Source organism: Streptomyces sp. NPDC054757 (genome assembly GCF_053612185.1).
Window position 1 is genome coordinate 1 of the sequence record NZ_JBSHBW010000023.1, and the last position, 24,543, is coordinate 24,543.

Below are 24,543 nucleotides of genomic sequence, written 5' to 3' on the forward strand. Positions count from 1 at the left end.
GTGCGGGCGCCCCGTTCCCGGTGCGCCCGCACGGCGGCGTTCACTGTGCGCCGTACACCGGCTGCGGCGGTTCGGCGGCGGTGAGCAGCCGCAGCGCTGTCTCGCCCGCCTCGGCCGGTGTCCAGCGCGCCCCCTTGTCGGCGCCCGGCCCTGGCCGCCACCCCTCCATGACCGTGATCCGTCCGGCCTCCGCCTCGAAGACCCGGCCGGTGACTCCGGCGGACGCCCCGGAAGCCAGCCAGACCACGAGCGGTGAGACGTTCTCCGGGGCCATCGCGTCGAAGCCGCCGTCCCCGGACGCGGCCATCGCGTCGGCGAACACCGTCTCGGTCATCCGGGTGCGGGCCGCCGGGGCGATGGCGTTGACCTGGACCCCGTAGCGGCCCAGTTCGGCGGCGGCGACCAGGGTCAGCCCCAGGATTCCCGCCTTGGCCGCCGCGTAGTTGCCCTGCCCCACACTGCCGAGCAGTCCGGCGCCCGAACTGGTGTTGACCACCCGGGCCTGCGGCATCCGTCCCGCCTTCGCCTCCGCCCGCCAGTGCTCCCCTGCGTGTTTGAGCGCCAGGAAGTGGCCCTTGAGGTGGACTCGCATGACCGCGTCCCAGCTCTCCTCGTCGAGGTTGACGAGCATCCGGTCCCGCAGGAACCCGGCGTTGTTGACCAGGATGTCCAGCCGGCCGAAGGCGTCCAGCGCGGTGGCGACCAGAGAGGCCGCACCGTCCGTGGTCGCGATGTCGCCGCCGTGGGCGACCGCCTCGCCGCCCGCCGCGACGATCTCGTCCACCACGTCCTGCGCGGGACCGGCCGAGCCGCCCGCGCCGTCGAGCCCGACCCCCAGGTCGTTGACGACGACCCGGGCGCCCTCCGCCGCCAGGGCGCGTGCGTGGGCGCGGCCCAGGCCCCGGCCCGCCCCGGTGACGACGGCGACCCGCCCCGCGCAGATTCCGCCGCCGTCCCCCGCCGTGCCTTCCGCGTTCTGTGACGTCATCCCGCTTCTCCTCTTCGTTTCCGTCGGCTGTCGTACGGGCTCGTACGGGCCGGGGCGCCGGGCGCCCCCTCCCGCGGTACGCGAACCACTGCTACCTTCTCACCTAACAAATGTTTGGTGGAAAGGTAGCTGATCTGCTCATGGGTGTCTCCACCTCAAGCCCGCTCAGCGGTGTCACCGTGGTCACCGTCGACTTCCCCCCGGTCAATGCCCTGCCCGTGCAGGGCTGGTACGACCTGGCAGCGGCCGTACGCGCCGCGGGCGCCGACCCGGCCGTGCGGTGTGTGGTGCTCGCGGCCGCCGGACGCGGTTTCAACGCAGGAGTCGACATCAAGGAAATGCAGCGCACCGACGGCCATGAGGCGCTGGTGGGCGCCAACGGCGGCTGCGCGGAGGCGTTCGCCGCCGTGTACGAGTGCGAGGTCCCGGTGGTCGCGGCCGTCGCGGGCTTCTGCCTCGGCGGCGGCATCGGCCTGGTGGGCAACGCGGACGCCATCGTGGCGAGCGAGGACGCCACCTTCGGCCTCCCCGAGCTGGACCGGGGCGCACTCGGCGCTGCGACCCACCTCGCACGCCTGGTCCCCCAGCACCTGATGCGCACCCTGTACTACACCTCGCGCACCGCCACCGCGCAGGAGCTCCACCACCACGGCTCGGTGTGGGAGATCGTGCCGCGCGCCGAACTTCTGGACGCCGCAGTACGGCTCGCGGCCGAGATCGCCGCCAAGGACGGGACCCTGATCCGCCTCGCGAAGGCGGCCATCAACGGAATCGACCCGGTCGACGTCCGCCGGAGCTACCGCTTCGAGCAGGGCTTCACCTTCGAGGCCAATCTGCTGGGCGTCGCCGACCGGGTCCGTAACACCTTCGGAAGCAAGGAGAAGTCGTGAGCAGCGACAATCCCGGGAAAACCGGCAAGATCATGTCCCCGGACGAGGTCGCCGGCCGGCTGCGCAGCGGGATGACGGTCGGGATCGGCGGCTGGGGCTCCCGGCGCAAGCCGATGGCGCTCGTCAGGGCCCTGCTGCGGTCGGACGTCACCGATCTGACCGTCGTCTCGTACGGCGGCCCCGATGTCGGTCTGCTGGCCGCCGCGGGGAAGATCCGCAAGCTGGTGGCCGCCTTCACCACCCTCGACTCCATCCCGCTGGAACCGCACTTCCGCGCCGCCCGCCAGCGCGGTGACTTCGAGCTGACCGAGCTGGACGAGTCGATGTTCATGTGGGGGCTGACAGCGGCTGCCCACCGGCTGCCGTTCCTGCCGGTACGGGCCGGGCTGGGCTCGGACGTACTGCGGGTCAACCCCGAGCTGCGGACGGTCACTTCGCCCTACCCGGACGGTGAGGAGCTGGTGGCCGTGCCCGCGCTGCGGATGGACGCCGCGCTCGTGCACCTCAACCGGGCGGACGCCCGGGGCAACGGCCAGTACCTGGGCCCCGACCCGTACTTCGACGACCTCTTCTGCGACGCGGCGGACGAGGCGTACGTCTCCTGTGAACGCATCGTGGAGAGCACGGAGTTCGCGGATGCGGGCGGGCCACAGACCCTTCTTGTCGGGCGGCAGTCGGTGACCGGGGTGACGGAGACCCCGAACGGGGCGCACTTCACCTCCTGCGTGCCCGACTACGGACGGGACGAGCCGTTCCAGACGGCGTACGCCAAGGCAGCGGCGGACCCGGACGCCTGGCGGGAGTTCACCGCGCGCTTCCTCTCCGGGGACGAGAACACCTACCAGGCCGCGGTCGCGGCGTTCGCCGAGGAGGGCGCATGAGCACACCGGAGGCCACCGCCGCTGGGCGGAGCGATGTCACCCGCGCCGAGTACTGCGTCATCGCCTGCGCGGAGGCGTGGCGGGGGGACGGCGAGGTCCTGGCCAGCCCGATGGGCACCGTGCCGTCGGTCGGCGCCCGGCTCGCCCGGCTGACCTTCTCGCCCGACCTGCTGCTCACCGACGGCGAGGCGCTGGTGATCGGCGACGTCCCCGCACTCGGCGCCGCGCCGGAGGTCGTCGAGGGCTGGCTGCCCTACCGCCGGCATCTGTCCATGGTGACCGGCGGCAAGCGGCACGTCATGATGGGCGCCAGCCAGCTCGACCGGTACGGCAACCAGAACATCAGCTGCATCGGCGACTGGAAGCAGCCCGCCAGGCAGCTGCTCGGGGTGCGCGGCGCCCCGGTCAACACCATCAACAACCCGACGAGTTACTGGGTGCCACGGCACTCCACCCGGGTCTTCGTGGACAAGGTCGACATGGTGTGCGGTGTCGGCCACGACCGTGCGGCCGCCGCGGGCCCTTCGGCGACCCGTTTCCACGAGCTGCGACGGGTCGTCACCGATCTGGCGGTGCTGGACTTCGGGACACCGGACCGGACCCTGCGCGTACGCTCGCTGCACCCCGGGGTGAGCGCGGCGGAGGTACGGGAGGCCACCGGCTTCCCGCTCACGGTCGCCGACGACGTACCTCTCACCCGGGAGCCGACCGCGGAGGAGCTGCGGCTGATCCGTACGGTCATCGACCCGGCGGGGCTGCGCGACCGCGAGGTGCGGACATGACCGGCGACGGCGGCGGAGCGGGCCCGGCCGCCACGCTCTCCACCCCGCTCACCGAGCTGACGGGGGTGCGCCATCCGGTCGTGCAGACCGGTATGGGATGGGTGGCGGGCCCCCGTCTGGTGTCGGCGTCGGCCAACGCGGGGGCGCTGGGCATCCTGGCCTCCGCGACGATGACGCTGGAGCAGCTGCGCTCGGCGGTGCGCGAGGTGAGGTCCCGTACGGACCAGCCCTTCGGGGTCAACCTCCGTGCCGACGCGGGCGACGCCGCCGACCGGGTGGCCCTCATCATCGCGGAGGGGGTGCGGGTGGCGTCCTTCGCGCTCGCCCCTTCCGAGGCCCTGATCGGCCGGCTGAAGGACGCGGGTGTCGTGGTGATCCCGTCCATCGGCGCCCGCCGGCATGCCGAGAAGGTCGCGGCATGGGGCGCCGACGCGGTCATCGTGCAGGGCGGCGAGGGCGGTGGGCACACCGGTGAGGTCGCCACCACCGTGCTGCTTCCGCAGGTGGTGGACGCGGTGGACATCCCGGTGGTGGCGGCGGGCGGCTTCCGCGACGGGCGCGGTCTGGTGGCCGCGCTGGCCCAGGGCGCCGCGGGCGTCGCGATGGGCACCCGCTTCCTGCTCACGTCGGACAGTACGGTGCCGGACGCGGTGAAGGCCGAGTACCTCGCGGCGGGCGTCAAGGACATCACCGTCACCACCAAGGTCGACGGGCTCCCGCACCGGATGCTCCGCACCCCCCTGGTCGCTTCGCTTGAGCGCTCGGGGCGGCCGGCGGCGCTGCTGCGGGCGCTGCGGCACGCGGCGGGTTTCAAGGCGCACTCCGGGCTCGGCTGGGCGGAGATGATCCGCGACGGTCTGGCCATGAAGCACGGCAAGGATCTGACGTGGAGCCAGGTGCTGCTGGCCGCCAACACACCGATGATGCTCAAGGCGTCCATGGTGGAGGGCCGCCCCGATCTGGGGGTGATGGCGTCCGGCCAGGTCGCGGGTCTGATCGACGATCTGCCGTCCTGCGCCGAACTGGTCGGCCGGATCATGTCCGAGGCCCATGCGACCCTGCGGTCGCTGGCGGCGCTGGAGGCTGCGGCCGCCGGATCCGGCTGACCGCGCCGGGGCCGCACGAAGGACGGCCGTGCCGTTCCCGGCACCGTAAGTGTCCGGAACGGCACGGCCGTTGGCGCCTGCGTCGGCGTCGGCGGGAGAGGTGTGTCAGAGACGCATCAGAGGCGCTCGATGATGGTGACGTTGGCCTGACCGCCGCCCTCGCACATGGTCTGGAGGCCGTAGCGCCCGCCGGTGCGCTCCAGTTCGTGCAGGAGCGTCGTCATCAGCTTGGTGCCGGTCGCCCCGAGCGGGTGGCCGAGCGCGATGGCGCCGCCGTTGACGTTGACCTTCTCCGGGTCGGCGCCGGTCTCCTTCAGCCAGGCCAGCACCACGGGCGCGAACGCCTCGTTGATCTCGACCAGATCGATGTCGTCGATGGACATGCCCGCCTTCTTCAGCGCGTACGCCGTCGCCGGGATGGGCGCGGACAGCATCCGGATCGGGTCCTCACCGCGTACCGAGAGGTGGTGGATGCGGGCCCGGGGGGTCAGTCCGTGTTCGCGTACGGCCCGTTCGGATGCGAGCAGCATGGCCGAAGCCCCGTCGGAGACCTGGGAGGAGACGCCCGCGGTGAGCCGTCCGCCCTCCACGACGGGCTTCAGTCCTGCCATCTTCTCCAGCGTGGTGTCCCGGCGCGGGCCCTCGTCGGTGGTGACGTCACCGTAGGCGGCGGTCTCGCGTGCGAAGCGTCCTTCGTCGATCGCCCGGATCGCGCGCTGGTGCGAGCGGAGCGCGAACTCCTCCATGTCGGTACGGGAGATGCCCCACTTCCCGGCGATCAGCTCGGCGCCGTGGAACTGGTTGACAGGCTGGGCCCCGTAACGCGCCCGCCACCCCTGCGAACCGGCGTACGGCCCGTCGGTCAGCCCCAGCGGCTCGGCGGCCTGCCGGCTCGCGAAGGCGATGGGGATCATCGACATGTTCTGGGTGCCGCCCGCGACGACGAGGTCCTGGGTGCCGGATAGCACGCCCTGCGCGGCGAAGTGCACGGCCTGCTGCGACGAGCCGCACTGCCGGTCCACGGTCACACCCGGCACTTCCTCCGGCAGGCCGGCGGCCAGCCAGCTGGTCCGGGCGATGTCCCCGGCCTGCGGGCCGACCGTGTCCAGACAGCCGAAAACGACGTCCTCGACGGCGGACGGATCGATGCCCGAACGCTCCACGAGGGCCCGGAGCACATGCGCGCCCAGGTCGGCCGGGTGGACGGCGCTGAGCCCGCCCTTGCGCCGCCCGACCGGGGTGCGTACCGCTTCGACGATGTAGGCCTCGGCCATGACTGCTCCTCCATGGGAACCTGGTGGGGTCCCGACCGTCCGGGGACCGGCGGTCGGTCTACGTTTCCTGGTGCGGCGTTTTTCGGTGCGTCCCGGACGCGATGCCTTCCAGCACCATCGCGAGGTACTGGCGGGCGATCTCCTCCGGGCTGTGCTGTCCGCCCGGCCGGTACCAGCTCGCGGCGACCCAGACGGTGTCGCGCACGAAGCGGTAGGTGAGGCGGACGTCGAGATCGCCGCGGAAGGCCCCTTCGGAGACGCCGCGTTCGAGCGTTCCGAGCCAGGCCTTCTCGTACTTCTCCTGCGAGTCGGCCAGATAGCCGAAGCGCGGCTGGAGCGAGAGGTACTTGGACTCCTTCTGGTAGATGGCGACCGCGGCCCGGTGCCGGTCGATCTCCCGGAAGGACTCGGTGACCAGAGCTTCGATGGTCTCCCGTGGACCGAGACCGGAGGCGAGTACGGAGTCGTAGCGGGCCCACAGCTCGTCCAGGAAGGTGCTGAGGATCTCGTCGAGCATCGACTCCTTGGAGTCGAAGTGGTAGTAGAGGCTGCCGGCCAGGATGCCGGCCTCGTCCGCGATCTTCCGCACGGTGGTGGCGTTGTAGCCCTGGGCCGCGAACACCTCGGCGGCGGTGGCGAGCAGCTCCCTGCGCCGCGCGGGCGAGGGGCTCATATCGGGCTTCTTCTTGGCGGTGGGCACGTTCTTGGCAGTAGGCACAGACCCATTGTCGTTCCCCGCTCACGCGTGCTGACTGCTGACCGACACCGTCTCGCCTGTCATGTACGAGGAGTAGCCGCTGGCCAGGAAGACGATGACGTTGGCGATCTCCCAGGGCTCCGCGTACCGGCCGAACGCCTCGGCCTCGGTGAGCTGTTCGAGCAGTTCGGGCGTGGTGACCTTCACCAGGTGCGGGTGCATGGCCAGGCTGGGCGAGACCGCGTTGACGCGTACGCCGTACTCGGCGGCCTCCACCGCCGCGCAGCGGGTGAGCGCCATCACTCCGGCCTTCGCGGCGGCGTAGTGGGCCTGTCCGCGCTGGGCGCGCCAGCCGACGACGGAGGCGTTGTTGACGACGACTCCCCCGCCGCCGGACGCCTTCATCCGGCGCAGCGCGGCGCGGGTGCACCGGAAGGTCCCGTTGAGGGTGACGTCGATGACCTTGTCCCACTGGGCGTCGGTCATCTCGGTCAGCTCGGCCGTCCCGCCGAGCCCCGCGTTGTTGACGACCAGGTCGAGCCGGCCGTGCCGCTCCTCCGCCAGGTCGAGGAGCGCGGCGACCTGCTCCTCGTCGGTGACGTCGCAGGCGGCTCCGGCGACCCGGTCGGCGCCGAACTCGTCCGCCAGCGCCCGGACGGTCTCGTCGAGGCGGCGGGCATGACTGTCGCCGACGACGACCCGGGCGTCCTCCTCCAGGAACCGGCGTGCGGTGGCGCCACCGATCCCCGCACCGGCCGCCGCGGTGATCACTGCGGTGCGGCCGGCCAGCAGCTGGTGCCCGGGGAGGTACTGCGGGGGCTTGTTCACGGATGTCCACCTCGCGATGCGGTCCGCGTCCGGGCGGTCCCGGTGCCGGATTCCTCGACGCTGCTCATGGCCGTAGGTTAACCTACCAAACACTTGTTAGGGAAGGAGTCGCCGATGATCGCCGACCATGAAGAGCCCGTGCGTTACGAGCGTCAGGGCCCCCTCGCCCTGGTCACCATGGACCGCCCGGACTACCGCAACGCCCAGAACTCCGCGATGACCTACGCGCTCGACCGCGCCTTCTACCGTGCGGCCGACGACGACGAGGTCAGGGCCGTCGTGCTGGCGGGCGCGGGCCGGCACTTCTCCGCGGGGCACGACATCGGGACCCCGGAGCGCGACGCGCACCTCCCCTTCGACCGGAAGGCCGGGCTCTGGTGGGACCACTCGGAGAAGGCAGGCGCCGAAAGCCGGTTCGCCCGGGAGTCCGAGGTCTATCTGGGGATGTGCCGGCGGTGGCGCGAGCTGCCGAAGCCGATGATCGCCTCCGTACAGGGCGCCTGTGTGGCGGGCGGGCTGATGCTCGCCTGGATCTGCGACCTGATCGTCGCGGCCGACGACGCCTTCTTCGCGGACCCGGTCGTACGGATGGGGATCCCCGGCGTCGAGTACTTCGCCCACCCCTGGGTGATGCCCCCGCGGATCGCCAAGGAGTTCCTCTACACCGGTGACCGGATGAGCGCCCGGCGCGCGTACGAGGTCGGCATGGTCAACCGGGTCGTTCCCGCGGCCGAGCTCACCGCCCGTACGCACGAACTCGCCGCCCGCGTCGCCGAGATGCCCCGGATGGGGCTGGCTCTGACCAAGCGCGCGGTCAACCAGGCGGAGGATCTGCAGGGCCTGCACACCGGACTCGACTCCGTCTTCGGCCTGCACCATCTCGCCCACGCGCACAACGCCGAGACGGCGGCGGACCCGCTCGGGGGTATGGACGTCGGAGCGATGAAGAAGGCAGGACGCTGATGGACCTCGACTTCACCGCGGCCGAGGACGCCTTCCGCGCCGAGGCCCGCGAGTGGCTCGCCGCGCATGTCCCCGCATCACCCCTGCCGTCGCTGGAGACCGCCGGGGGCTTCGCGGCCCACCGGGCCTGGGAGCACACCCTTTCGGACGACCGCTGGTCGGTGGTCTCCTGGCCCGCCCGGCACGGCGGCCGGGACGCGTCGATCCTCCAGTGGCTGATCTTCGAGGAGGAGTACTTCGCGGCCGGCGCGCCCGGCCGGGTCAGCCAGAACGGCATCAACCTCCTCGCCCCCACCCTCTTCGAGCACGGCAGCCCCGAGCAGTGCGCCCGGGTCCTGCCCGCCATGGCGTGCGGCGAGGTGATCTGGGCGCAGGCCTGGTCCGAGCCGGAGTCCGGTTCGGACCTGGCCTCGCTGCGTTCCACCGCGACCCGGACGGCGGGCGGCTGGCTCCTCAACGGCCAGAAGGCGTGGTCGTCCCGGGCGGCCTTCGCCGACCGTGCCTTCGGGCTCTTCCGCAGCGACCCGGAAGCGGACCGGCCGCACCGCGGTCTCACCTATCTGATGTTCCCGCTCGACGCGGACGGCGTGACCGTACGTCCGGTCGGACGCCTGGACGGCAAACCGGCCTTCGCCGAACTCTTCCTCGACGACGTCTTCGTCCCCGACGCCGACGTCATCGGCGAGCCGGGCCGCGGCTGGCAGGTCGCGATGAGCACCGCGGGCAACGAACGCGGTCTGACACTCCGCAGCCCGGGGCGCTTCACCGCGGCGGCCGCCCGGCTCACCGGGCTGTGGCGGGCCGAGGCCGACCCGGGCGACACGGCGCTGCGCGACCGGGTCGCCGACGCCGTGATCCGCTCGCGCGCCTACCAGCTCTTCACCTACGCCAACGCCTCGCGGATCGCGGCCGGCGGCTCCATCGGAGCGGAGTCCAGTCTGAACAAGGTCTTCTGGTCCGAGCTGGACATCAGCCTGCACGAGACGGCGCTCGACCTGCTGGGCCCGCGCGGTGAGCTCTCCGACGACGCGGCGGACGCGCCCGCCGACGGCGGCTGGGCCGACGGCTACACCTTCTCGCTGGCGGGCCCCATCTACGCGGGAACCAACGAGATCCAGCGCGACATCATCGCCGAACGGCTGCTGGGCCTGCCGAAGGGACGCCGGTCATGAAATTCCTGCTCGACGACGAACAGACCGAGTTCGGCCGGACACTGGACCGGATGCTCGCATCGGCCGACACCCCTGCCGCGGTACGGGCCTGGGCCACCGGGGACACCGGTCCCGGCCGGGCGCTGTGGAAACGGATCGCCGATGCCGGGGTCTTCGCGCTCGCGGTGCCGGAGGAGTACGACGGTATGGGCCTGCTCCCGGTCGAACTCGCCGTGTCCTTCGTCGAGCTGGGACGGCACGCCGTGCCGGGCCCCCTGGTGGAGACCGTGGCGGCGGGCGTCCTCCTGGGCGGGCCCGCCGGGTGCGGGGACACGGCATCGGCCGAACGGTGGCTGCCCCGGCTCGCTTCGGGGCGGGGCATGGCATCGCTGGCCCTGCCGGCCGGGGGCCCGTACGCCCTGGACATGGACACGGCAGATGTCACCTTCGTGGTGACGGGCACGGCTGCGACGGACGGCGGACCGGCCGAACTGCGTACGGCGTCCGGACACGGCGCCGTTCAGCCCTCGATCGATCCGGCCCGGCGGCTCGCGGTCCCGCACATCGCCGGCGGGGTTCCGCTCGTATCGGGCCCGGAGGTCGGAGCGTCGACCCGAACCGCGGCCGACTGGGCGGCGTTCGCCACCGCGGCGCAGGCTCTGGGGGTCGGTCTCGCCCTGGTCGAACGGACCGTCGCCTACGCGAAGCAGCGCACCCAGTTCTCCACCACCATCGGCGCCTTCCAGGCCGTGAAGCACCGGCTGGCGGATGCGCTGATCGGGCTGGAGTTCGCCCGCCCGCTGGTCCACGGTGCGGCGGTGGCCCTGGCGGGCAAGTCTCCGGACGCTGGGGCGGAGGTCGCGGCGGCGAAGGTGGCGGCAGGCGAGGCGGCGTACGCGGCGGCCCGTACGGCGCTGCAGTTGCACGGCGCCATCGGCTACACGGCCGAGTACGACCTGTCCCTGTGGATCCGCAAGGCGCGCGCCCTGCGCTCGGCCTGGGGCTCCCCGTCCGACTGCCGGGCCCGGGTGCTGGCCCGGCCGGCCGGCTGAGGCCGCGGGGAGTACGGCCGGAGCCCGGGGCTCCGCGGCCGCTCACCTGGACGGCGGCCGCGGAGGCACCCGGATGTCCCGGACCGTGCCGGGGTGCTTCGTGCGGGTCCCGGGAAAGATCCCGGAAGCCCGGGGTCCGGAAGACCCCTGGACCGGCCCGGAAGACCCCTGGGCGATCCCGGGGGATTACTTCTCGACGACGCCGGAAGCCGCGATGACGATCTTCGCCTTGGTGCCGCCCGAGCCGGAGCCGAACGACTCGATCTTCTTCACGAGGTCCTGGCCCTCGACGACCTCGCCGAAGACGACGTGCTTGCCGTCCAGCCACGGGGTCTGCACCGTGGTGATGAAGAACTGCGAGCCGTTGGTGTTCGGGCCGGCGTTGGCCATCGACAGCAGGTACGGACGCTCGTGCTTGAGCTTGAAGTTCTCGTCGGCGAACTTCTCGCCGTAGATGCTCTTGCCGCCGGTGCCGTCGCCCCGGGTGAAGTCACCGCCCTGGAGCATGAAGTCGGGGATGACGCGGTGGAAGCCCGAGCCCGCGTAGCCGAAGCCGTGCTCGCCGGTGGCGAGCTCGCGGAAGTTCTGCGTGGTCTTGGGAACGACGTCGTCGAAGAGCTCGAAGACGATCCTTCCCGCGGCCTCGCCATTGATGGTGATGTCGAAGAAAACGTTGGTAGACATACGGCCATCCTGTCACGTCCGCCCCGGAGCCCCAGGCCACAGGTCCTGCGGCCCGCCGGACGGGGGTCCGGACCGGCCGGCGGTGCCTGCCTGCCCCGCCCCCGTACCCCAGCGGGACCGGCAGGAGGCCGCAGCCCTGTGAAGCAGCCCGCTGAGGACCGAGCACTTCCCTCCGGGCAGGCCAACGCCATGCACCGGCCGCTGAGTTGCTGTGGCAGACTGCGCCGACAAGACGCTGGTCGGCCGGGGTGCGGTGGGCTGCGGCAGTGCGGCAGTCACCCTCTCCCCCGGCCACGCCCAGGGACCTGCCCCCGTCCACTCCTCGCGCAACGGAGCCCGCCCATGACGGAAGCCGCACCCGCCCCCCGGATCGACACGAGCAAGCCGCACCCCGCGCGGGTCTACGACTGGCTGCTGGGCGGCAAGGACAACTACCCCGTCGACCAGGAGGTGGGCGAGAGCCTTCCGTCCGAGGCGAAGGACGCCGCCCGGCAGAACCGCGCGTTCATGCACCGGGCCGCCGCGTACCTGGCGGAAAGCGGCATCGACCAGTTCCTCGACATAGGCACCGGCATCCCCACCCGGCCGAACCTGCACCAGATCGTCCAGCGGACCGTGCCGTCGGCGCGGGTCGTCTACACGGACTACGACCCCATCGTCCTGCGGCACGCGGAAGCCCTGCTGGTCAGCAGCGCGGAGGGCGCGACCGACTACATCCAGGCGGATGTGCGAGAGCCGCGGACGATCATCGACCACGCCAGGAAGTTCCTGGACTTCGACCGGCCGATCGCGCTCTCCCTGATCGCGCTGATGCACTTCGTCCCCGACGACCAGGACCCGTACGGCATCGTCAGCACCCTGGTCGGGACGCTGCCGCCGGGCAGCTGCCTGGTGCTGTCACACGCCGCTTCGGACCGGTACGAGGAGCTGGCCGCCATGGTCACGGCGCAGTACGCGAAGGGCGGCATCCGGCTCGGCTTCCGCACCCGCCCCGAGGTGGCCCGGTTCTTCGACGGGCTCGAACTCGTCGAACCCGGCCTGGTGACCGCGACCGAGTGGTTCAAGGACACGGCGGCCCCGGAGGCGGAGGGCAGCGGGATCTACGCCGCGGTGGGGCGGGTCCGCTAGCGCGGGGCGGGTCCTCCGGTTCCGTGGCGGCGCGGGGCGCCGGGAGTGGAGCACACTGGGGTGTACAGGATCCACGCGATTCGAGGCGCGCGGCCGCCCGTCCTCTCCGGTGACCGGCGCCGGGAAGGGGATCTCATGTCCCACCGTGCCGCGCTGGGCGGGGGCCACGGCGGAAGCGCCCCGCACACCCACCCGCGCCTCCCCCACCTCGGATGGCCCAGGACGGGCACCGAGCCGCTGACCGCCTACAGCGCACTGGGCGCCCGGCTGGTGATCTCGTCCATCGCCCTGCCGGTCTTCGCCGCCGGAGCCGCGCTGCTTGCCCTGTGGGCGGCCTCCGCACGCTCCTCCGGGGCCCCCAGTACGACGGCCCTGGTCGTTCTCGCCGCCCTCTGCGCCGTCTTCACCGCCATAGCGGCCATCGACGTCGCCGTCATCCGGCGCCACCGCGCCGAGCGGCGGTGAGGAACCGTGATGCCCACACCGCGTCCGGCTGCCGCGCCGTCGCACGCCGTCGGAGTGGTCCGGGCCCAGGGCGGGCACACGACACCACGGACACGGACATGGATAGCTGGTGCATCGCCTGCGCTGCGAGAGGGCATGGACCTCATGTCCCGCGGGGCACGGACCTCATGTCCCGCGTGAGGGCGCAGGGTGTCATTAGAGTCGCAGCGCGGAGGATTCCGCAGACACTGGAGGCGGAGAGACTTGAACCGTGACGTCATGCTGGCCCTGGTCCCCGACGAGCAGGGCGTGCTGCATGTGGCAGCCGCCGATGTGAGCCACATGCTGCGGACGCTCGGCGCGGGCTGGCTCCAGGCGGTGCGCGACGACGCGTCGAACGCCGACGAGGACACCGTGGCCGCCCTCACCATCGAACTGGCGAAGCTCGCCGACCAGATCGACGTCGAGTGCATCGCCCACACCTCCAAGGGGAGCAGCGACGGGGAGAGCGTCTGAGCGTCCCGCGCGACGGCAACAGGACGACCGGGGGCGGGGTCCGGTGACCGGCCCCCGCCCCGTCGTCCGTACCGCTCCGGCGGCTACCAGATCGAGTCGACCCATTCGGGGTGGTCGATGAACGGGTTGCGGTTGTGCTGGTAGTCGCTGTAGATCACGTCATTGCGATGTTTCTCGAAGGTGTCGGGCGGGTCCTCGTCGCTCCACTGCGTGAGCACGCTGATCCGTCCGATGGCCGGCGCCGATCCGTTGCCCGCCTTGTCGTTCGGCTCCAGGTCCGGGAATCCGTCCCCGCCGTCGTACCGCACGGCCATGTAGAGGATCATGCGGGCGACATCCCCCTTGACCGCGTCGCGCGGTTCGAAGGAGTCCGAGTCGGTGTAGTTGCCGGGGGCTCCGGCCACCGCCGTGCCGCCGTTGTCGAAGTCCTTGTTCCCCCGGACGCCGTTCACCGCGACGTCCGCGGGCCGCAGATGGTGGAGATCGGTGCCGGGCCCGGTGGCCGTGCCGAAGTCGCCGTGGGACTTGGCCCACACGTGCTCGCGGTTCCAGTCACCCGTGCTGCCGCCGCTGCTCGACTTGGGCACCGACTTCCCCGTGTACAGCTCGATCACGTCGGACGAGTCGGCCGGATCCTGGTCGGTGACCTTGAGCGCGTCCCAGACCTGGGCGTAGCTGACCGTCGACTGCTTGCTGATGATCGTGTGGAGCGCGCTCTTGAGCGCCGCACCCGACTTGCCCTCGGCGTCCGCGTAGTACGAGTCGTCCAGCACCCGGGAGGCCGTCGCGGCCGGGAGGGGGACCTGGCGGGCGGCAGCGGGCGCGGACGGTGCCGCGCTCAGGGCGGCGGCCCCGGCGAGGGCCATGGCGGTGATCCATCTCATCGCTGTAAGTCGGGACATGTGGGGGGTGTCCTCTCCAACTGCCGTGCGGCGGCACGTGGTTGATGTCATGTACGGTTCACAGGACACTGCCACGGCCCCCGGACCGGCAGGTGAAGAAGACGGAACGAGCGTGTGCCGATCTGCCGTACGCCGCGGCCCTGGACAATGGCCGCATGCAGATCCGTATCGAAGCCTCCGGCCTGCCCGGACGCACCAGCTCCGCCTTCGCCGATGCCGTCGACATCCACGTCGGCGTCCAGGCCAGGGACCGGCCCCAGGAGGTGGCGGCCGCGCACGCCGGTGATCTGCCGTCCGCCCGGTGGACGCTGGAGTGCACGACGGCACCGGGGCCGGACGGCACCACCGTCGTCTCCGGCCCGTACATCCAGAACCGCTTCGGCGGGCGCTTCGTCTATCTGTCCTGGACCACGGCGGATCCGGACGGCACCCCCACCATGTTCCGCCGCGCCAAACTGATGCTGGACGCCGTCAGCCCCGACGTATTCGACGCGGCCGTACGCTCCGGCCGCCTCACCGCACGGCTGCGGCTCACGGACAGCCAGGGGCAGCCGCTCTGCGGCTCGATCCGGCCCCCACTGGTCAGCTGGACCGCCGAGCCCGCCGGGTAGCCGCGTGCGGGCAGGCGGCCGCGTCATGTTCCGGCCATCGTTGCGAGGTCGGCGCACCGAGGCGGGTGCGCGCACCGGAGGGCCCGGTCTACGCTTCGCCTCCCACTGCCGAACCGACGGAGAATCAGTGCCCCTCAAAACGCTCCGCGTTGCCGCCGTTCTGACGGGCGCCCTGGCCCTGTCCGTCGCGTTCCTGCCCAGCGCGGCCGCCGCACCGGGCGGCTGGACCGAATCGGGCACCTCCTACACCGGTTCCCTGACCGGCGGCGAGGGGATCGCCGGCCGGGCGGACGGCTCGCTGCTCTTCCGGGGGCTCGCCTCGGTGCCGCTCGGTCTCCGCGCCAAGGGCTGGAACCACATAGGCGACCCGGACATCGCCCGGGGCGATGTCTTCGACGCCTACCAGGGCGGGGACGACGCGACATCGAAGATGTACGCGGTGACGACCCCGGACGGGAAGCGGTACGAGTACGTCCACCAGCTCGATCCGGGCGAGAAGCTCAACAACTCCTTCGCCGCGGTCTCACCCGACGCGCAGTGGATGGTCTCCGGGGAGTGGGGCAGCCAGGACCGCCTCCAGGTCTTCCCGGCTCCGCTGCTCAACCCGGCCACCCCGCCCGCCGGCGGGGCGCTGCCCCAGGCCGGCCAGATCTCGCTGGACCGCACGGTGAGCGACATCCAGGGCTGCGACTTCGTCTCGGACACCCGGCTGGTGTGTGTCTCGGACGACGAGGCGAAGGACCTGCTCCAGGTCGATCTGGAGCACGCCATCGACGGCAGTACGGTCACCGGCCGGGTGACGACACTGCTCCAGCTCCCCCGCCGCAGCATCTGCTCCGGCACCTTCGAGTCCGAGGGCGTCGACTACGACCCGGCGTCGCGCACCCTGCGCGCGGAGGTGGTTCAGCCGGGCGCTTGCATCGTGTCCACGACGGTCTACTCGTACTCCCCCGCCGGCTGAGTACCTGTTTCTGATCCCGACTGTGAACGGCTCGTCCAGCATTCCGAAACTTCGATCACCTGGGCGGCAAGCCGGAGGGCACAGGGTTACTTCCTTCCAACCAAGCCGCCCATCCCGGTCGGCGTCGGTGATCTCGTCGTCCGCTCAGGCGAACGGCCGGCCGGCCGCCCAGGTCATCAGGGTCCGGGTCTTACAGCAGAGCCCGAACCACTGGTCCGCGCGTTCATGCTCGCTGGACGGCTCTGGCCAGTGCACGACTGGCAGCCGCGGCAGCCCGATTCGGGAGGCCACTGCGGCGTTCGCCTCCTCTTCCCAGGTTGCCGCCAGCAAGCCAGGCGCGTAATACCCCGCTACCACGCATCAATTCCTCAGGCCACGCAGATTCCTGGCACAGCCTGCTTTCGAAACAGGTGCGGGGTGGCGACGAGGCTGGCCGGGTAGAGATCGCGAGCGGCTGCGCGAGCGCCGTCGTCAAGTCGGGCCGCCCGATAGTGGTCCGTTGACTCCCAGACAGCGTAATTGAGGAACGCGCTGCTGCCGGCGATACCGCGATACAACTGGGTGGAGATGAAGCCCGGTTGATTCTTCAGGGTAGTCGCGTCGGTGGACCAAGCCAGCAGCAGTTGGTCGACGTCTTCGGGGGCGACGCACAAGACGTTGACGAGGATGACTGGTCCGCCCCCCTCGTCAAGCTGGTCAGCGAGTGCAACGTGAAGGTCCAGCTCGGTGAATTTCGGCATGGTCAGTTCTCTTTCGAAGACTGGTGGGGCGATCTGGCGCACGGTCGGACCGTTCTCTGCCGCATGGCTCTGCGCAGAGCGTCGACCACTTCGACGTCGAAGACGCCACCCGCGGCGGTCTGTTCGGCGGCCCAACGAGCGGTGGGTTCGCCTGCGCGGTTCGGCCGAGTGCTCCCTATCAGCACCTGAACGAGGGGGCGTTCGGTCAACGACTCGGTCAACGGCTCGGTCATGAAAGGTCCGGAAGCTTCCCGCTCGCCGCGAGCTCCTCGGTAAGTAGCGGGTTGACGTGCTCGGCGTCGAGACCGCCACTGCCGTAGGGGCGTGTGATGATCTCCAGCTCATGACCGCTGGGGTCGTTGAAGTAGACACCGCGGCCGTCATCGAGGCGGTTGATGTTGCTCGCGTCCTGATGCCCGGGGTCCGCCCAGCACTCCAGGGCGTACTCCCGCACCCGGCCGATGATCACGTCAAACTCTTCCTCGCTGACCAGGAAGGCGTAGTGCTGAGCCGTGATGTCGCGGTCGGTGGTCATGAAGTCGAAGGTGATGCCAGGTCCCACCTGCACCATCAAGAAATGACCCAGTTTCACCGGGGGTTCGAAGCCCAGCATGTCGGCCAGGAAGCGGGCCGAGGTCTCAGCATCGCGGGACCAGACGATGTGGTGGTTCAAAACGCTCATGAGTTGAGTGTTCGCCACGCGGCCCCGGAAGCTCCAGGGCTCGGCCCCTACTCGACAGCTACCTCCATGGGATCCGCTGAGAAGAACTAAACTGCCCATATGGACATTGTGGATCAACAAATCCTCCAATGCCTGATGCTCGACGGGCGGGCCCCGATGCGACGGATCGCCGAGGCGGTGGGGGTTTCGGAGCAGACTGCGACACGCCGCTACAGCGCCATGCGCGAGGCAGGTGTGCTCCGAGTCCTGGTCAGCGAGGCAGCTGCCTCTGCCAGACGTGGGCTCTGGCTGCTGCGGCTGCAGTGCCGTCCTACTGCCGCAGCCCACCTGGGCGATGTGCTTGCTGCACGCGAGGACGTTTCCTGGGTTGCGCTGCACTCCGGCGGTGCGGAGCTGATGTGCACCACGACCCTGCCCGCCGATGCAGCCTGCGGCACGGGAGTGCTGCCCCGGATCTCGCACACGGCCGAAGTGCTCTCCTTCACTACTCACCTGGTGCTGCACTCGTACTCCGGCGGCCCTGCCGAGTGGTCGGGTTTCGAGGAGCCGCTGAGCGAGGACGCGGTACGACATCTCCTTGAGGGGAGCGATCCTCGCCGGCGGAAGGAGACGTACAGTCCGGTGCTCCTCGAAGACCGCGCACTTTTGGAGGAACTACGCCGGGACGGCAGAGCCACCGCGTCAGCACTGTCCCGTACCCTCAACTGGCCGCTGTCCCGCGTCAGAGGTCGTCTCCAGGCGCTCCTGGACAGTGGTGCCGTCACCGTGGACGTGGACGTGATGTTGGAAGCGTTCGGCTACCGAGTTTCGGCCACGCTGCTCCTTCAAGTCTCTCCGAACCTCATCGTCACGGTCTGCGAGGCGCTCTCCTCGCATCGGCAGACCAGTTGGGTCGCCGCGGTCACGGGCTCTGCGAACATCGTGGCCGCAGTAACCTGCCGCGACAGCGTTGAGCTCTTCAGCTATGTCACTGAGCAGCTCGGTAGTCTCCCTGGGGTGATCCACGTCGAGGCTGTGCCGTTGCTCAGCAGGCTCAAGCAGGCCGCCACTCGGGTGGCCGGCGGCCGCCTTGTCTAGGCCTCGCGCTTTCACACAGCGGGCTGCCCGGTGAGTAATCAGAAACGCAGAGAGTGCCTGCCACCGCTTCGTCAGCCGGGTCACGGTCGCCGACGACAGCCCGGCCGCCGAGCCGGAACTAAAGTTGTCGAAATCGATTACGGTAACTATAGTTGTCGCATGACTTCGATCGAGATCACCCCCGAAGAGCGGGCCGAGCTGGTCAAGGCGCTTACTGACGCCCTCAATCCGCTCGCAGCGGCCATTCGCTCCCGCGAGTCAGGGCTGTCCACGGCCCGCATGTGGGAGGCGGACCCGGTTGATGTGACTCTGTCCATCCTCGCCGCCTGGAAGGTGGTGGATACGGAGGTCAAGCGTCTGGCGGCAATCGCGGCGGCGACAGCCGGCTCCTACGGCGCGAACTACGAGCAGATGGGGGCGGTCTGGGGCATAACCCGCCAGGGCGCGCGCAAGAAGTGGCCCGACGCGGTTCCCCGCCCCGCCGCCGTGGCGGCGCGGAGAGACGCGACGCTCGAACTCTTCGGCGGCACGGCCGAACTGGTGCAGGACCCGTCGTCCGGTGGCTGGGCCTGGGCGGGCGAAGGCGCGGACGAAACTCGCGGCGCCGCCGAGGACGGCACTTGGTACGCGACGAAGGAAGAGGCCGCCGCTCACGCCGGAGCCTTCCTGCGGCAGCACGCCGCCACCGTCTCGTAGTGCTCCAGCGCGGTTTCGCCCGACTCGCCACCGAGCCCGGGAACGACAACAGGTACTGAACACGCGGCGGGCCTGCTCCGTAACGGTACGGAGCAGGCCCGGCACGGGGAGGCCGCCCCGTACGGAGCGGACCGGAAATCCTAGGCGGTGTCCGCCGTGCGGCAGTCGGGGTGGCCCCAGCCGTCCGTGTTCTTGGCGATGAGCTCGCCGCTCGCATAGGAACGGCCGCAGCGGCAGCGGCCGGGGAACTTCGCCTTCAGCGTCCGCGACGAGGTGCGCTTCGCCGACGGCCCGGCCTTCGTGGCACCCGCGGACCCGCGCCGGGATGCCCCGGACGTGCGGACGGCGTCAGGTGCGGCGGGAGGCTGCGGGGAGCCCAGGTGGCTGCCCGCGGCCTGCTGCACGATCGCGGCCTGGCTGGCCGCCCGGTCGGCGAAGTCGTTGAGCGGATCGCCGTCGACCTGGTGCGCGGGGACGTAGCGGAATTCGACGGTACGGCCGGTGAGCAGCTCGTCGATCCGCATCACGAGTTCCTGGTTCGCGACCGGCTTGCCGGACGACGTCTTCCAGCCCTTGCGCTTCCATCCGGGCAGCCAGGTCGTCACCGCCTTCATCGCGTACTGGGAGTCCATCCGGATCTCCATCTCCACGCCGGGGTCCACAGCGGCCAGCAGGCTCTGCAGGGCGGTCAGTTCGGCCACATTGTTCGTCGCCGTGCCCAGCGCTCCCGCCTCCCAGCGGACAGGTGTGCCCGCACTGTCGGCGATGACCCAGGCCCATGCCGCGGGCCCCGGATTTCCTTTCGACGCCCCGTCACACGCGGCGATAACGCGTTCAGCCATGCCCCCGATCATGCCAGCAACGCGGGAGGGCCCGGCACCACACCCTCACCGGGTGGGCCCGGCCGGGAGTCACCTCCCGACCTGGGCCGACAAAAAGGGTTAATCACCCCATAACGACTCCACTATTTACCATTACTTGACCTGCGATAGAGTTACGGGCAGAGCTACCGGCTGCCCGCTGGACGGATCCGCGGAGACCGACCGCGTCGCGCCGCACCTACGGCAACCGTGCCCGCACACCGCCCCTGAATGCCCGTATGGAGCCTTCTATGGAACCCGCCGCCCGCATCCGGAAGACCGGACTGCCCGGAGTCGGAACCAGGTACGACCTCAACACCGATGCCGGACAGCACATTTCGGTCGTGGCACATCAGGACGGCCGACGCATCCTCGCGTTCCACGATCCCGAGGACGACGACAGCTGCCGCAGCTCGACGCCGCTCGCCTCGCACGAGGCGGCCGCGCTGTCCCGGCTCCTCACCCCCGCGCCGGTGGCCCAGCTGCACGAGCACCTGGAGATCGACCTGGTGAGCGAGCGCATCGCGATCACCAAGAGGTCCCCGTACGCGGGGCGCGTACTCGGCGCCACTCAGGCGCGCACCAGGACCGGTGCCTCGATCGTCGCCGTACTGCGGCGGACCACCGCATTCCCGTCTCCCACCCCGGACTTCCGCTTCGCCAGTGGCGACATCCTCGTTGTCGTCGGCACCCGCGAGGGCGTGGACGCCGTCGCGGAACTGATCACCGGAGGATAAACGCCTGTGCACAACATGTCCGCGCTGCTCATCGAACTCGGGGCGGTCATCCTCGCCCTGGGGCTTCTGGGCCGCTTCGCCGGCCGTATCGGTTTCTCTCCCATCCCGCTGTATCTGCTGGCCGGACTCGCCTTCGGCCACGGCGGCCTCGTACCGCTGGACGCCAGCGAGGAGTTCACCGCCACCGGCGCCGAGATCGGCGTCATCCTGCTGCTGCTCCTGCTGGGGCTCGAATACAGCGCGTCCGAACTCGTCACGAACCTCAAGACCCAGTACCCCTCCGGGATCGTCGACTTCGTACTGAACGCGACACCGGGCGCCGCCGCAGCGCTCATCCTCGGCTGGGGCCCGGTCGCCGCCGTCGCACTGGCCGGGGTCACCTGGATCTCCTCATCGGGAGTGATCGCCAAGGTCCTGGGGGACCTCGGCCGTCTCGGCAACCGCGAGACACCGGTGGTCCTCGGCGTGCTGGTCATCGAGGACCTGGCGATGGCCGTCTATCTGCCGCTGCTCACCGCACTGCTCGCCGGACTGAGTCTGGCGGGCGGCAGCCTCACCCTGCTGATCTCCCTCGGCACGGTCGGCGCCGTCCTCTATGTGGCGCTGCGCCACGGCCGGTTCATCAGCCGGGCGGTGTCGTCGGACAACCCGGAGATGCTGCTGCTCGTGGTCCTCGGGCTGACGCTGTTCGTCGCGGGGATCGCACAGCAGCTCCAGGTCTCCGCCGCGGTCGGTGCGTTCCTGGTCGGTATCGCGCTCTCCGGTGAGGTCGCCGAAGGCGCGCACAATCTGCTGACGCCGCTGCGGGATCTCTTCGCCGCTGTCTTCTTCGTCTTCTTCGGACTGAGCACCAACCCCGCCGACATCCCGCCCGTCCTCTTCCCCGCGCTGCTGCTCGCGATCGCGACGGTGCTGACGAAGATCGCCACCGGCTGGTACGCGGCCCGCCGGGCCGGGATCAGGTCCGCGGGACGCTGGCGGGCGGGGGGCACGCTGGTGGCACGCGGCGAGTTCTCCATCGTGATCGCGGGCCTCGCGGTCGGCGTCGAACCGCGTATCGGCCCGCTGGCCACCGCGTACGTCCTGATCCTGGTCATCGTGGGCCCGCTGACCGCCCGCTGGACCGAGCCACTGGCCCGCCGGCTCCGCCGCGGCGCTGCGGTGCCAGCCGCGCCGGCGGCCCCGCAGCCGGCCGACGCGGTGGAGACCGCGGATCCGGCGGATGCCACGGATGCGGCAGGCGCCGCGGGTTCACGCGGCTGACCGGCACCCCGGGCCCGCCGACCGCCGCGCCGGACCGGCAAGCCGCAGCCGGGACCGGTCGGCGGCGGCCCCGGTCAGTGCCGCGCCGCGTCCGGCGGCAGACAGGCGAGCAGCGTCGCACGGTGCACGGCGCGGGCGATCCGGGCACCCCAGCGCGACCGGGGCCCCGCGAAGGGCTCCACGGATCCGGCCCGCCCGGCGGGCGGGCCGGCCGGATGGCCGGGCACGGAGACGCACACAGCGTCGGTGGGGGTGCCGGACGCGTCGAGACCGGCGTCCCGCAGGGCCTGGACCTTGGCCTCGGTGGCGGTGGCCACCGCGTTCACCAGTGCCGCGTCGGAGAGTGCCACCGGCACCGCCACGATGATGTTGATCGTCCCCGCGGGCAGCGGCTCGTCGCTTCCCGTACCGGGTTCGGCCGCCCAGCCGTGCACCCCCGTTCCGGCGGTGACCAGGGCCTGCACTCCGCCGTCCGTCGCGGAGCGGGCATTGCGCACGGGCGCCGCCGTCATCAGCCCGACCCCGGGGCCCGTCGCGCCCGCCCGTCCGGCGATCTCGGCGAGATGGCTTTCCGTGTCCGTCCGCGCGTAGCCGGGACGCACCTGGGCGTTGAGCACCCAGTGCCGCTCGCCGATGCCTCCGCCCAGCGCCGCGCTGGAGATCATGCGCCGGCCGGGCCCGGGGGTCCAGAGCAGCAGCGGCCAGTGCCCGCCCTCTTCCTCACGGTCCAGCAGCCGTATGTCGTCCAGGGCGCCGGGCCCAGCGGTCCTCAACAGCACCCCGCACCCTAACGCGACGGGTCGGGGCGGGGAACGGCCGCCCGGTCATGGGCGGCTGCTGCCTGGGGCCCTGCGGCTACTGCCAGGGCTCCGCGTTGTACTGGACGGTCTGTGCGGTGACCCCGCCTCCGGCGCGCACCGCCTCGACGACGATCTGGTGGAGTTCGCGGCTGGCACGCTCCGAGCCGCAGGGCACGGGGCTGCCGACCAGCGTGAACCAGTCGGACGATCCGCTGTACTGCACGGCGAAGGACGCCTGGTCCTCCCACCACGTGGTGTGCACCGTCAGATCACCGGTCAGTACACCGATCTCTTCCGTACGGACTCCGCCCGGTCCCGCGAAGATTCCGCTGGTGGTCCACGAAGCCCAGGTCATTGGCGTCGTCCTTTCGGACAGGGACAGCCGTTCGAGTGAACATGTCCGAGTATGGCACCGCGGCCCTGGGTGTGCACGACAGCTGCCGCAACACTCTGGGCGGGTGCCGTGCACCCAGGACGAAGGGAGAGGGAGATGCACCGTACAGCGCTCGACGTACTCAGGAGCACCACGGCCGAGCTGGCGCCGGGGGCCGCAGACAACCGGCTCGTCCCGCTGGTCGCGGCGGGCACGGCCGACCCCGGCGCGCTGTCCGCGCTCGCCCTGGAACAGAGGTACGTCATCGACAGCGACCGGAGCGCATTCACGTATCTGGCCGAGCGGTCGGCGGCTCGCGGGGATGACGCCTGTGCCGTATTCTTCGGCGCCCTCGCCGCCGGGGAGGAGATCGCGGCCGAGCGGCTCGAAGCGCTGACCGCCGCGTGCGGGCTCGGCGGCGCCGAGGTCGCGGCCTACGAGCCGACGGCAGGCTGCCAGGCCTACCCCTCGTACGTGGCGAGGCTGGCCCTCACCGCCGCGCCCGCGGAGGCCGCGCTCGCGCTCACCGCGAATTTCGCCGCCTGGGGTGAGTACTGCGCCACGATCGCCGAGGGGCTGCGCACCCACTACGGGTTCGACGACCGGGGCTGCGGATTCTTCGACTTCTTCGGCGAGCCCGCGCCGGATCTCGAAGCGCAGGCGGCGGACGCCGTCCAGGCCGGGCTCGACAGCGGTCTCGACCTGGCAGCCGCCCGCCGCCATGGGCGGCTGCTGCAGAGTTACGAGCTGATGTTCTGGAACACGCTCGCCGGACTGGCCTGACGGCCGGTACCCGTGCAGCCCGTTCAACCCGTACAACGCGTTCAACCGGTGCAAGCCGTGCAACCCGGTCAGTGCTCGGACTCCCGGTCGTCGAACTCCTCCGGGAAGGGGCAGTCCCCGCCCTGGGGCGGCTCGGGGCCGTACTCCGTCATGACGACGGTCTGCTCGACACGTACGATCCGGTAGACCTTGTCGCCGAGGATGGCCTGGTCCGCCCCGTTCTCCACGGCGTCGGCGGCCTGCGCGTAGCGGGCCGCCGCCACCGTCGGGTGCCCGGTGGTGGCGCGCAGGACCGCGGCCAGGTCGAGCCGCGCCTCGTCCTCGCTCGGCTGGGCGGGGAACATCTGCCGCCAGCCCGCGCCTTCGAGGACCATCGCCGCGTAGGCGGTGTAGGGCGCCATCCGGGTCCGCTCGAAGGACGCCGAATCGACCGGATAGCGCCGGCGCAGCTTCTCCTCGCGTGCGCCGGTCGCGAGTACCTGTCGCGCCTCCTCGTCGAAGGCGCTCCGGCTGCCCGCGGTCTCGTCGTGATCGCTCATGGGACCATCATCCTGCCCGGGCCCGGATCGCCGTAAGACGTCTGCGCTGTGTCCGGGAAGGGCGTCCCGAAATTTGTCTGATGTCTGATGTCTGATGTCTGATGTCCGATGGCTGATAGCGTGTGAACACAGCTG

Annotated in this window: 29 protein-coding genes; 17 read left to right on the top strand and 12 right to left on the bottom strand. The window is 71.0% G+C overall.

Annotated features, from left to right (window positions below; genetic code table 11):
* Positions 1-40: 40 nt before the first annotated feature.
* Positions 41-988: an SDR family oxidoreductase gene (locus ACWGKJ_RS24625; protein WP_385032598.1), complete on the bottom strand. Its 948-nt coding sequence runs from the start codon at positions 986-988 to the stop codon at positions 41-43.
* 140 nt (positions 989-1,128) lie between these two features.
* Between ACWGKJ_RS24625 and ACWGKJ_RS24630 the strand changes: the two genes are divergently transcribed.
* Genes ACWGKJ_RS24630 through ACWGKJ_RS24645 form a run of 4 tightly spaced genes read left to right on the top strand, consistent with a single transcriptional unit; the run spans position 1,129 to position 4,647 of the window.
* A complete protein-coding gene (locus ACWGKJ_RS24630; protein ID WP_385032601.1) occupies positions 1,129-1,878 on the top strand; it encodes an enoyl-CoA hydratase family protein in 750 nt (249 codons plus the stop codon).
* Positions 1,879-1,910: 32 nt separating this feature from the next.
* The gene (locus tag ACWGKJ_RS24635; protein ID WP_385032654.1) at positions 1,911-2,759 is read left to right on the top strand and encodes a CoA transferase subunit A; all 849 of its coding nucleotides are present in this window, start codon (positions 1,911-1,913) and stop codon (positions 2,757-2,759) included.
* Complete coding sequence (locus ACWGKJ_RS24640) at positions 2,756-3,541, top strand: CoA-transferase subunit beta (protein ID WP_385032604.1); 786 nt, start codon at positions 2,756-2,758, stop codon at positions 3,539-3,541. Before ACWGKJ_RS24635 ends, ACWGKJ_RS24640 begins: the two co-directional genes overlap by 4 nt.
* Entirely contained in the window at positions 3,538-4,647 is a 1,110-nt protein-coding gene (locus ACWGKJ_RS24645) for an NAD(P)H-dependent flavin oxidoreductase (protein ID WP_385032607.1), read from the top strand. The genes ACWGKJ_RS24640 and ACWGKJ_RS24645 overlap by 4 nt, the downstream gene beginning before the upstream one ends.
* Before the next feature lie 116 nt (positions 4,648-4,763).
* Here ACWGKJ_RS24645 and ACWGKJ_RS24650 read toward each other — a convergent pair whose 3' ends face one another.
* The 3 genes from ACWGKJ_RS24650 to ACWGKJ_RS24660 all read right to left on the bottom strand — a co-directional run bounded on the left by ACWGKJ_RS24650 (position 4,764) and on the right by ACWGKJ_RS24660 (position 7,446).
* Positions 4,764-5,921 (bottom strand): acetyl-CoA C-acetyltransferase, encoded by a 1,158-nt coding sequence (locus ACWGKJ_RS24650; protein ID WP_385032610.1) that lies wholly within the window; start codon positions 5,919-5,921, stop codon positions 4,764-4,766.
* A 58-nt stretch (positions 5,922-5,979) separates the two neighbouring features.
* Positions 5,980-6,594, bottom strand: a complete 615-nt coding sequence (locus ACWGKJ_RS24655; RefSeq protein ID WP_385032656.1) for a TetR/AcrR family transcriptional regulator — start codon at positions 6,592-6,594, stop codon at positions 5,980-5,982.
* Between the two features lie 66 nt (positions 6,595-6,660).
* A complete protein-coding gene (locus tag ACWGKJ_RS24660; RefSeq protein WP_453315817.1) occupies positions 6,661-7,446 on the bottom strand; it encodes an SDR family oxidoreductase in 786 nt (261 codons plus the stop codon).
* Between the two features lie 114 nt (positions 7,447-7,560).
* Between ACWGKJ_RS24660 and ACWGKJ_RS24665 the strand changes: the two genes are divergently transcribed.
* From ACWGKJ_RS24665 to ACWGKJ_RS24675, 3 genes are read left to right on the top strand one after another with little or no spacing between them, the layout of a single operon-like run.
* Positions 7,561-8,409: an enoyl-CoA hydratase gene (locus ACWGKJ_RS24665; protein ID WP_385032612.1), complete on the top strand. Its 849-nt coding sequence runs from the start codon at positions 7,561-7,563 to the stop codon at positions 8,407-8,409.
* Positions 8,409-9,581, top strand: a complete 1,173-nt coding sequence (locus ACWGKJ_RS24670; protein WP_385032615.1) for an acyl-CoA dehydrogenase family protein — start codon at positions 8,409-8,411, stop codon at positions 9,579-9,581. The genes ACWGKJ_RS24665 and ACWGKJ_RS24670 overlap by 1 nt, the downstream gene beginning before the upstream one ends.
* Positions 9,578-10,612: an acyl-CoA dehydrogenase family protein gene (locus ACWGKJ_RS24675; protein ID WP_385032618.1), complete on the top strand. Its 1,035-nt coding sequence runs from the start codon at positions 9,578-9,580 to the stop codon at positions 10,610-10,612. Before ACWGKJ_RS24670 ends, ACWGKJ_RS24675 begins: the two co-directional genes overlap by 4 nt.
* Before the next feature lie 186 nt (positions 10,613-10,798).
* Here ACWGKJ_RS24675 and ACWGKJ_RS24680 read toward each other — a convergent pair whose 3' ends face one another.
* Positions 10,799-11,296: a peptidylprolyl isomerase gene (locus tag ACWGKJ_RS24680; RefSeq protein WP_385032621.1), complete on the bottom strand. Its 498-nt coding sequence runs from the start codon at positions 11,294-11,296 to the stop codon at positions 10,799-10,801.
* 342 nt (positions 11,297-11,638) lie between these two features.
* On the opposite strand from ACWGKJ_RS24680, the gene ACWGKJ_RS24685 reads away from it, so the two are divergent.
* The 3 genes from ACWGKJ_RS24685 to ACWGKJ_RS24695 all read left to right on the top strand — a co-directional run bounded on the left by ACWGKJ_RS24685 (position 11,639) and on the right by ACWGKJ_RS24695 (position 13,384).
* Positions 11,639-12,424, top strand: coding sequence for an SAM-dependent methyltransferase (locus ACWGKJ_RS24685; RefSeq protein ID WP_385032624.1), 786 nt, complete (start codon positions 11,639-11,641; stop codon positions 12,422-12,424).
* Between the two features lie 135 nt (positions 12,425-12,559).
* Positions 12,560-12,889: a hypothetical protein gene (locus ACWGKJ_RS24690; RefSeq protein ID WP_385032627.1), complete on the top strand. Its 330-nt coding sequence runs from the start codon at positions 12,560-12,562 to the stop codon at positions 12,887-12,889.
* Between the two features lie 243 nt (positions 12,890-13,132).
* The gene (locus ACWGKJ_RS24695) at positions 13,133-13,384 is read left to right on the top strand and encodes a DUF6213 family protein (RefSeq protein ID WP_385032630.1); all 252 of its coding nucleotides are present in this window, start codon (positions 13,133-13,135) and stop codon (positions 13,382-13,384) included.
* 83 nt (positions 13,385-13,467) lie between these two features.
* Here ACWGKJ_RS24695 and ACWGKJ_RS24700 read toward each other — a convergent pair whose 3' ends face one another.
* Complete coding sequence (locus tag ACWGKJ_RS24700; RefSeq protein ID WP_385032633.1) at positions 13,468-14,268, bottom strand: endonuclease I family protein; 801 nt, start codon at positions 14,266-14,268, stop codon at positions 13,468-13,470.
* A 173-nt stretch (positions 14,269-14,441) separates the two neighbouring features.
* Here ACWGKJ_RS24700 and ACWGKJ_RS24705 point away from each other — a divergent pair, with 173 nt between their 5' ends.
* Together ACWGKJ_RS24705 and ACWGKJ_RS24710 are read left to right on the top strand one after the other, a co-directional pair.
* A complete protein-coding gene (locus tag ACWGKJ_RS24705; protein WP_385032636.1) occupies positions 14,442-14,897 on the top strand; it encodes a DUF5990 family protein in 456 nt (151 codons plus the stop codon).
* A gap of 127 nt (positions 14,898-15,024) precedes the next feature.
* On the top strand, positions 15,025-15,858 hold the full coding sequence (locus ACWGKJ_RS24710; RefSeq protein ID WP_385032639.1) for a hypothetical protein: 834 nt from the start codon (positions 15,025-15,027) through the stop codon (positions 15,856-15,858).
* 368 nt (positions 15,859-16,226) lie between these two features.
* Here the strand turns inward: ACWGKJ_RS24710 and ACWGKJ_RS24715 are convergent, their stop codons facing one another.
* Both ACWGKJ_RS24715 and ACWGKJ_RS24720 read right to left on the bottom strand, forming a co-directional pair.
* On the bottom strand, positions 16,227-16,640 hold the full coding sequence (locus ACWGKJ_RS24715) for an antibiotic biosynthesis monooxygenase family protein (RefSeq protein WP_385032642.1): 414 nt from the start codon (positions 16,638-16,640) through the stop codon (positions 16,227-16,229).
* Positions 16,641-16,827: 187 nt separating this feature from the next.
* A complete protein-coding gene (locus tag ACWGKJ_RS24720) occupies positions 16,828-17,280 on the bottom strand; it encodes a VOC family protein (protein WP_385032645.1) in 453 nt (150 codons plus the stop codon).
* A 99-nt stretch (positions 17,281-17,379) separates the two neighbouring features.
* On the opposite strand from ACWGKJ_RS24720, the gene ACWGKJ_RS24725 reads away from it, so the two are divergent.
* Positions 17,380-18,357: an Lrp/AsnC family transcriptional regulator gene (locus ACWGKJ_RS24725; protein WP_385032648.1), complete on the top strand. Its 978-nt coding sequence runs from the start codon at positions 17,380-17,382 to the stop codon at positions 18,355-18,357.
* 159 nt (positions 18,358-18,516) lie between these two features.
* On the top strand, positions 18,517-19,053 hold the full coding sequence (locus ACWGKJ_RS24730) for a hypothetical protein (protein ID WP_385032651.1): 537 nt from the start codon (positions 18,517-18,519) through the stop codon (positions 19,051-19,053).
* 140 nt (positions 19,054-19,193) lie between these two features.
* Here the strand turns inward: ACWGKJ_RS24730 and ACWGKJ_RS24735 are convergent, their stop codons facing one another.
* Positions 19,194-19,907, bottom strand: coding sequence for a ribonuclease H family protein (locus ACWGKJ_RS24735; protein ID WP_385033718.1), 714 nt, complete (start codon positions 19,905-19,907; stop codon positions 19,194-19,196).
* Positions 19,908-20,164: 257 nt separating this feature from the next.
* On the opposite strand from ACWGKJ_RS24735, the gene ACWGKJ_RS24740 reads away from it, so the two are divergent.
* Positions 20,165-20,650, top strand: a complete 486-nt coding sequence (locus ACWGKJ_RS24740) for a cation:proton antiporter regulatory subunit (RefSeq protein ID WP_266860137.1) — start codon at positions 20,165-20,167, stop codon at positions 20,648-20,650.
* Positions 20,651-20,656: 6 nt separating this feature from the next.
* The gene (locus tag ACWGKJ_RS24745; protein ID WP_385033715.1) at positions 20,657-21,913 is read left to right on the top strand and encodes a cation:proton antiporter; all 1,257 of its coding nucleotides are present in this window, start codon (positions 20,657-20,659) and stop codon (positions 21,911-21,913) included.
* Between the two features lie 74 nt (positions 21,914-21,987).
* Here the strand turns inward: ACWGKJ_RS24745 and ACWGKJ_RS24750 are convergent, their stop codons facing one another.
* Together ACWGKJ_RS24750 and ACWGKJ_RS24755 are read right to left on the bottom strand one after the other, a co-directional pair.
* The gene (locus ACWGKJ_RS24750; protein WP_453315818.1) at positions 21,988-22,692 is read right to left on the bottom strand and encodes an adenosylcobinamide amidohydrolase; all 705 of its coding nucleotides are present in this window, start codon (positions 22,690-22,692) and stop codon (positions 21,988-21,990) included.
* Between the two features lie 76 nt (positions 22,693-22,768).
* Positions 22,769-23,068, bottom strand: coding sequence for a hypothetical protein (locus ACWGKJ_RS24755; protein ID WP_385033710.1), 300 nt, complete (start codon positions 23,066-23,068; stop codon positions 22,769-22,771).
* A 135-nt stretch (positions 23,069-23,203) separates the two neighbouring features.
* Between ACWGKJ_RS24755 and ACWGKJ_RS24760 the strand changes: the two genes are divergently transcribed.
* Positions 23,204-23,869 (top strand): transcriptional regulator, encoded by a 666-nt coding sequence (locus ACWGKJ_RS24760; RefSeq protein ID WP_385033707.1) that lies wholly within the window; start codon positions 23,204-23,206, stop codon positions 23,867-23,869.
* Between the two features lie 68 nt (positions 23,870-23,937).
* On the opposite strand, the gene ACWGKJ_RS24765 is transcribed toward ACWGKJ_RS24760, so the two are convergent.
* A complete protein-coding gene (locus ACWGKJ_RS24765; RefSeq protein WP_385033704.1) occupies positions 23,938-24,408 on the bottom strand; it encodes a DUF5954 family protein in 471 nt (156 codons plus the stop codon).
* Between the last annotated feature and the right edge of the window lie 135 nt (positions 24,409-24,543).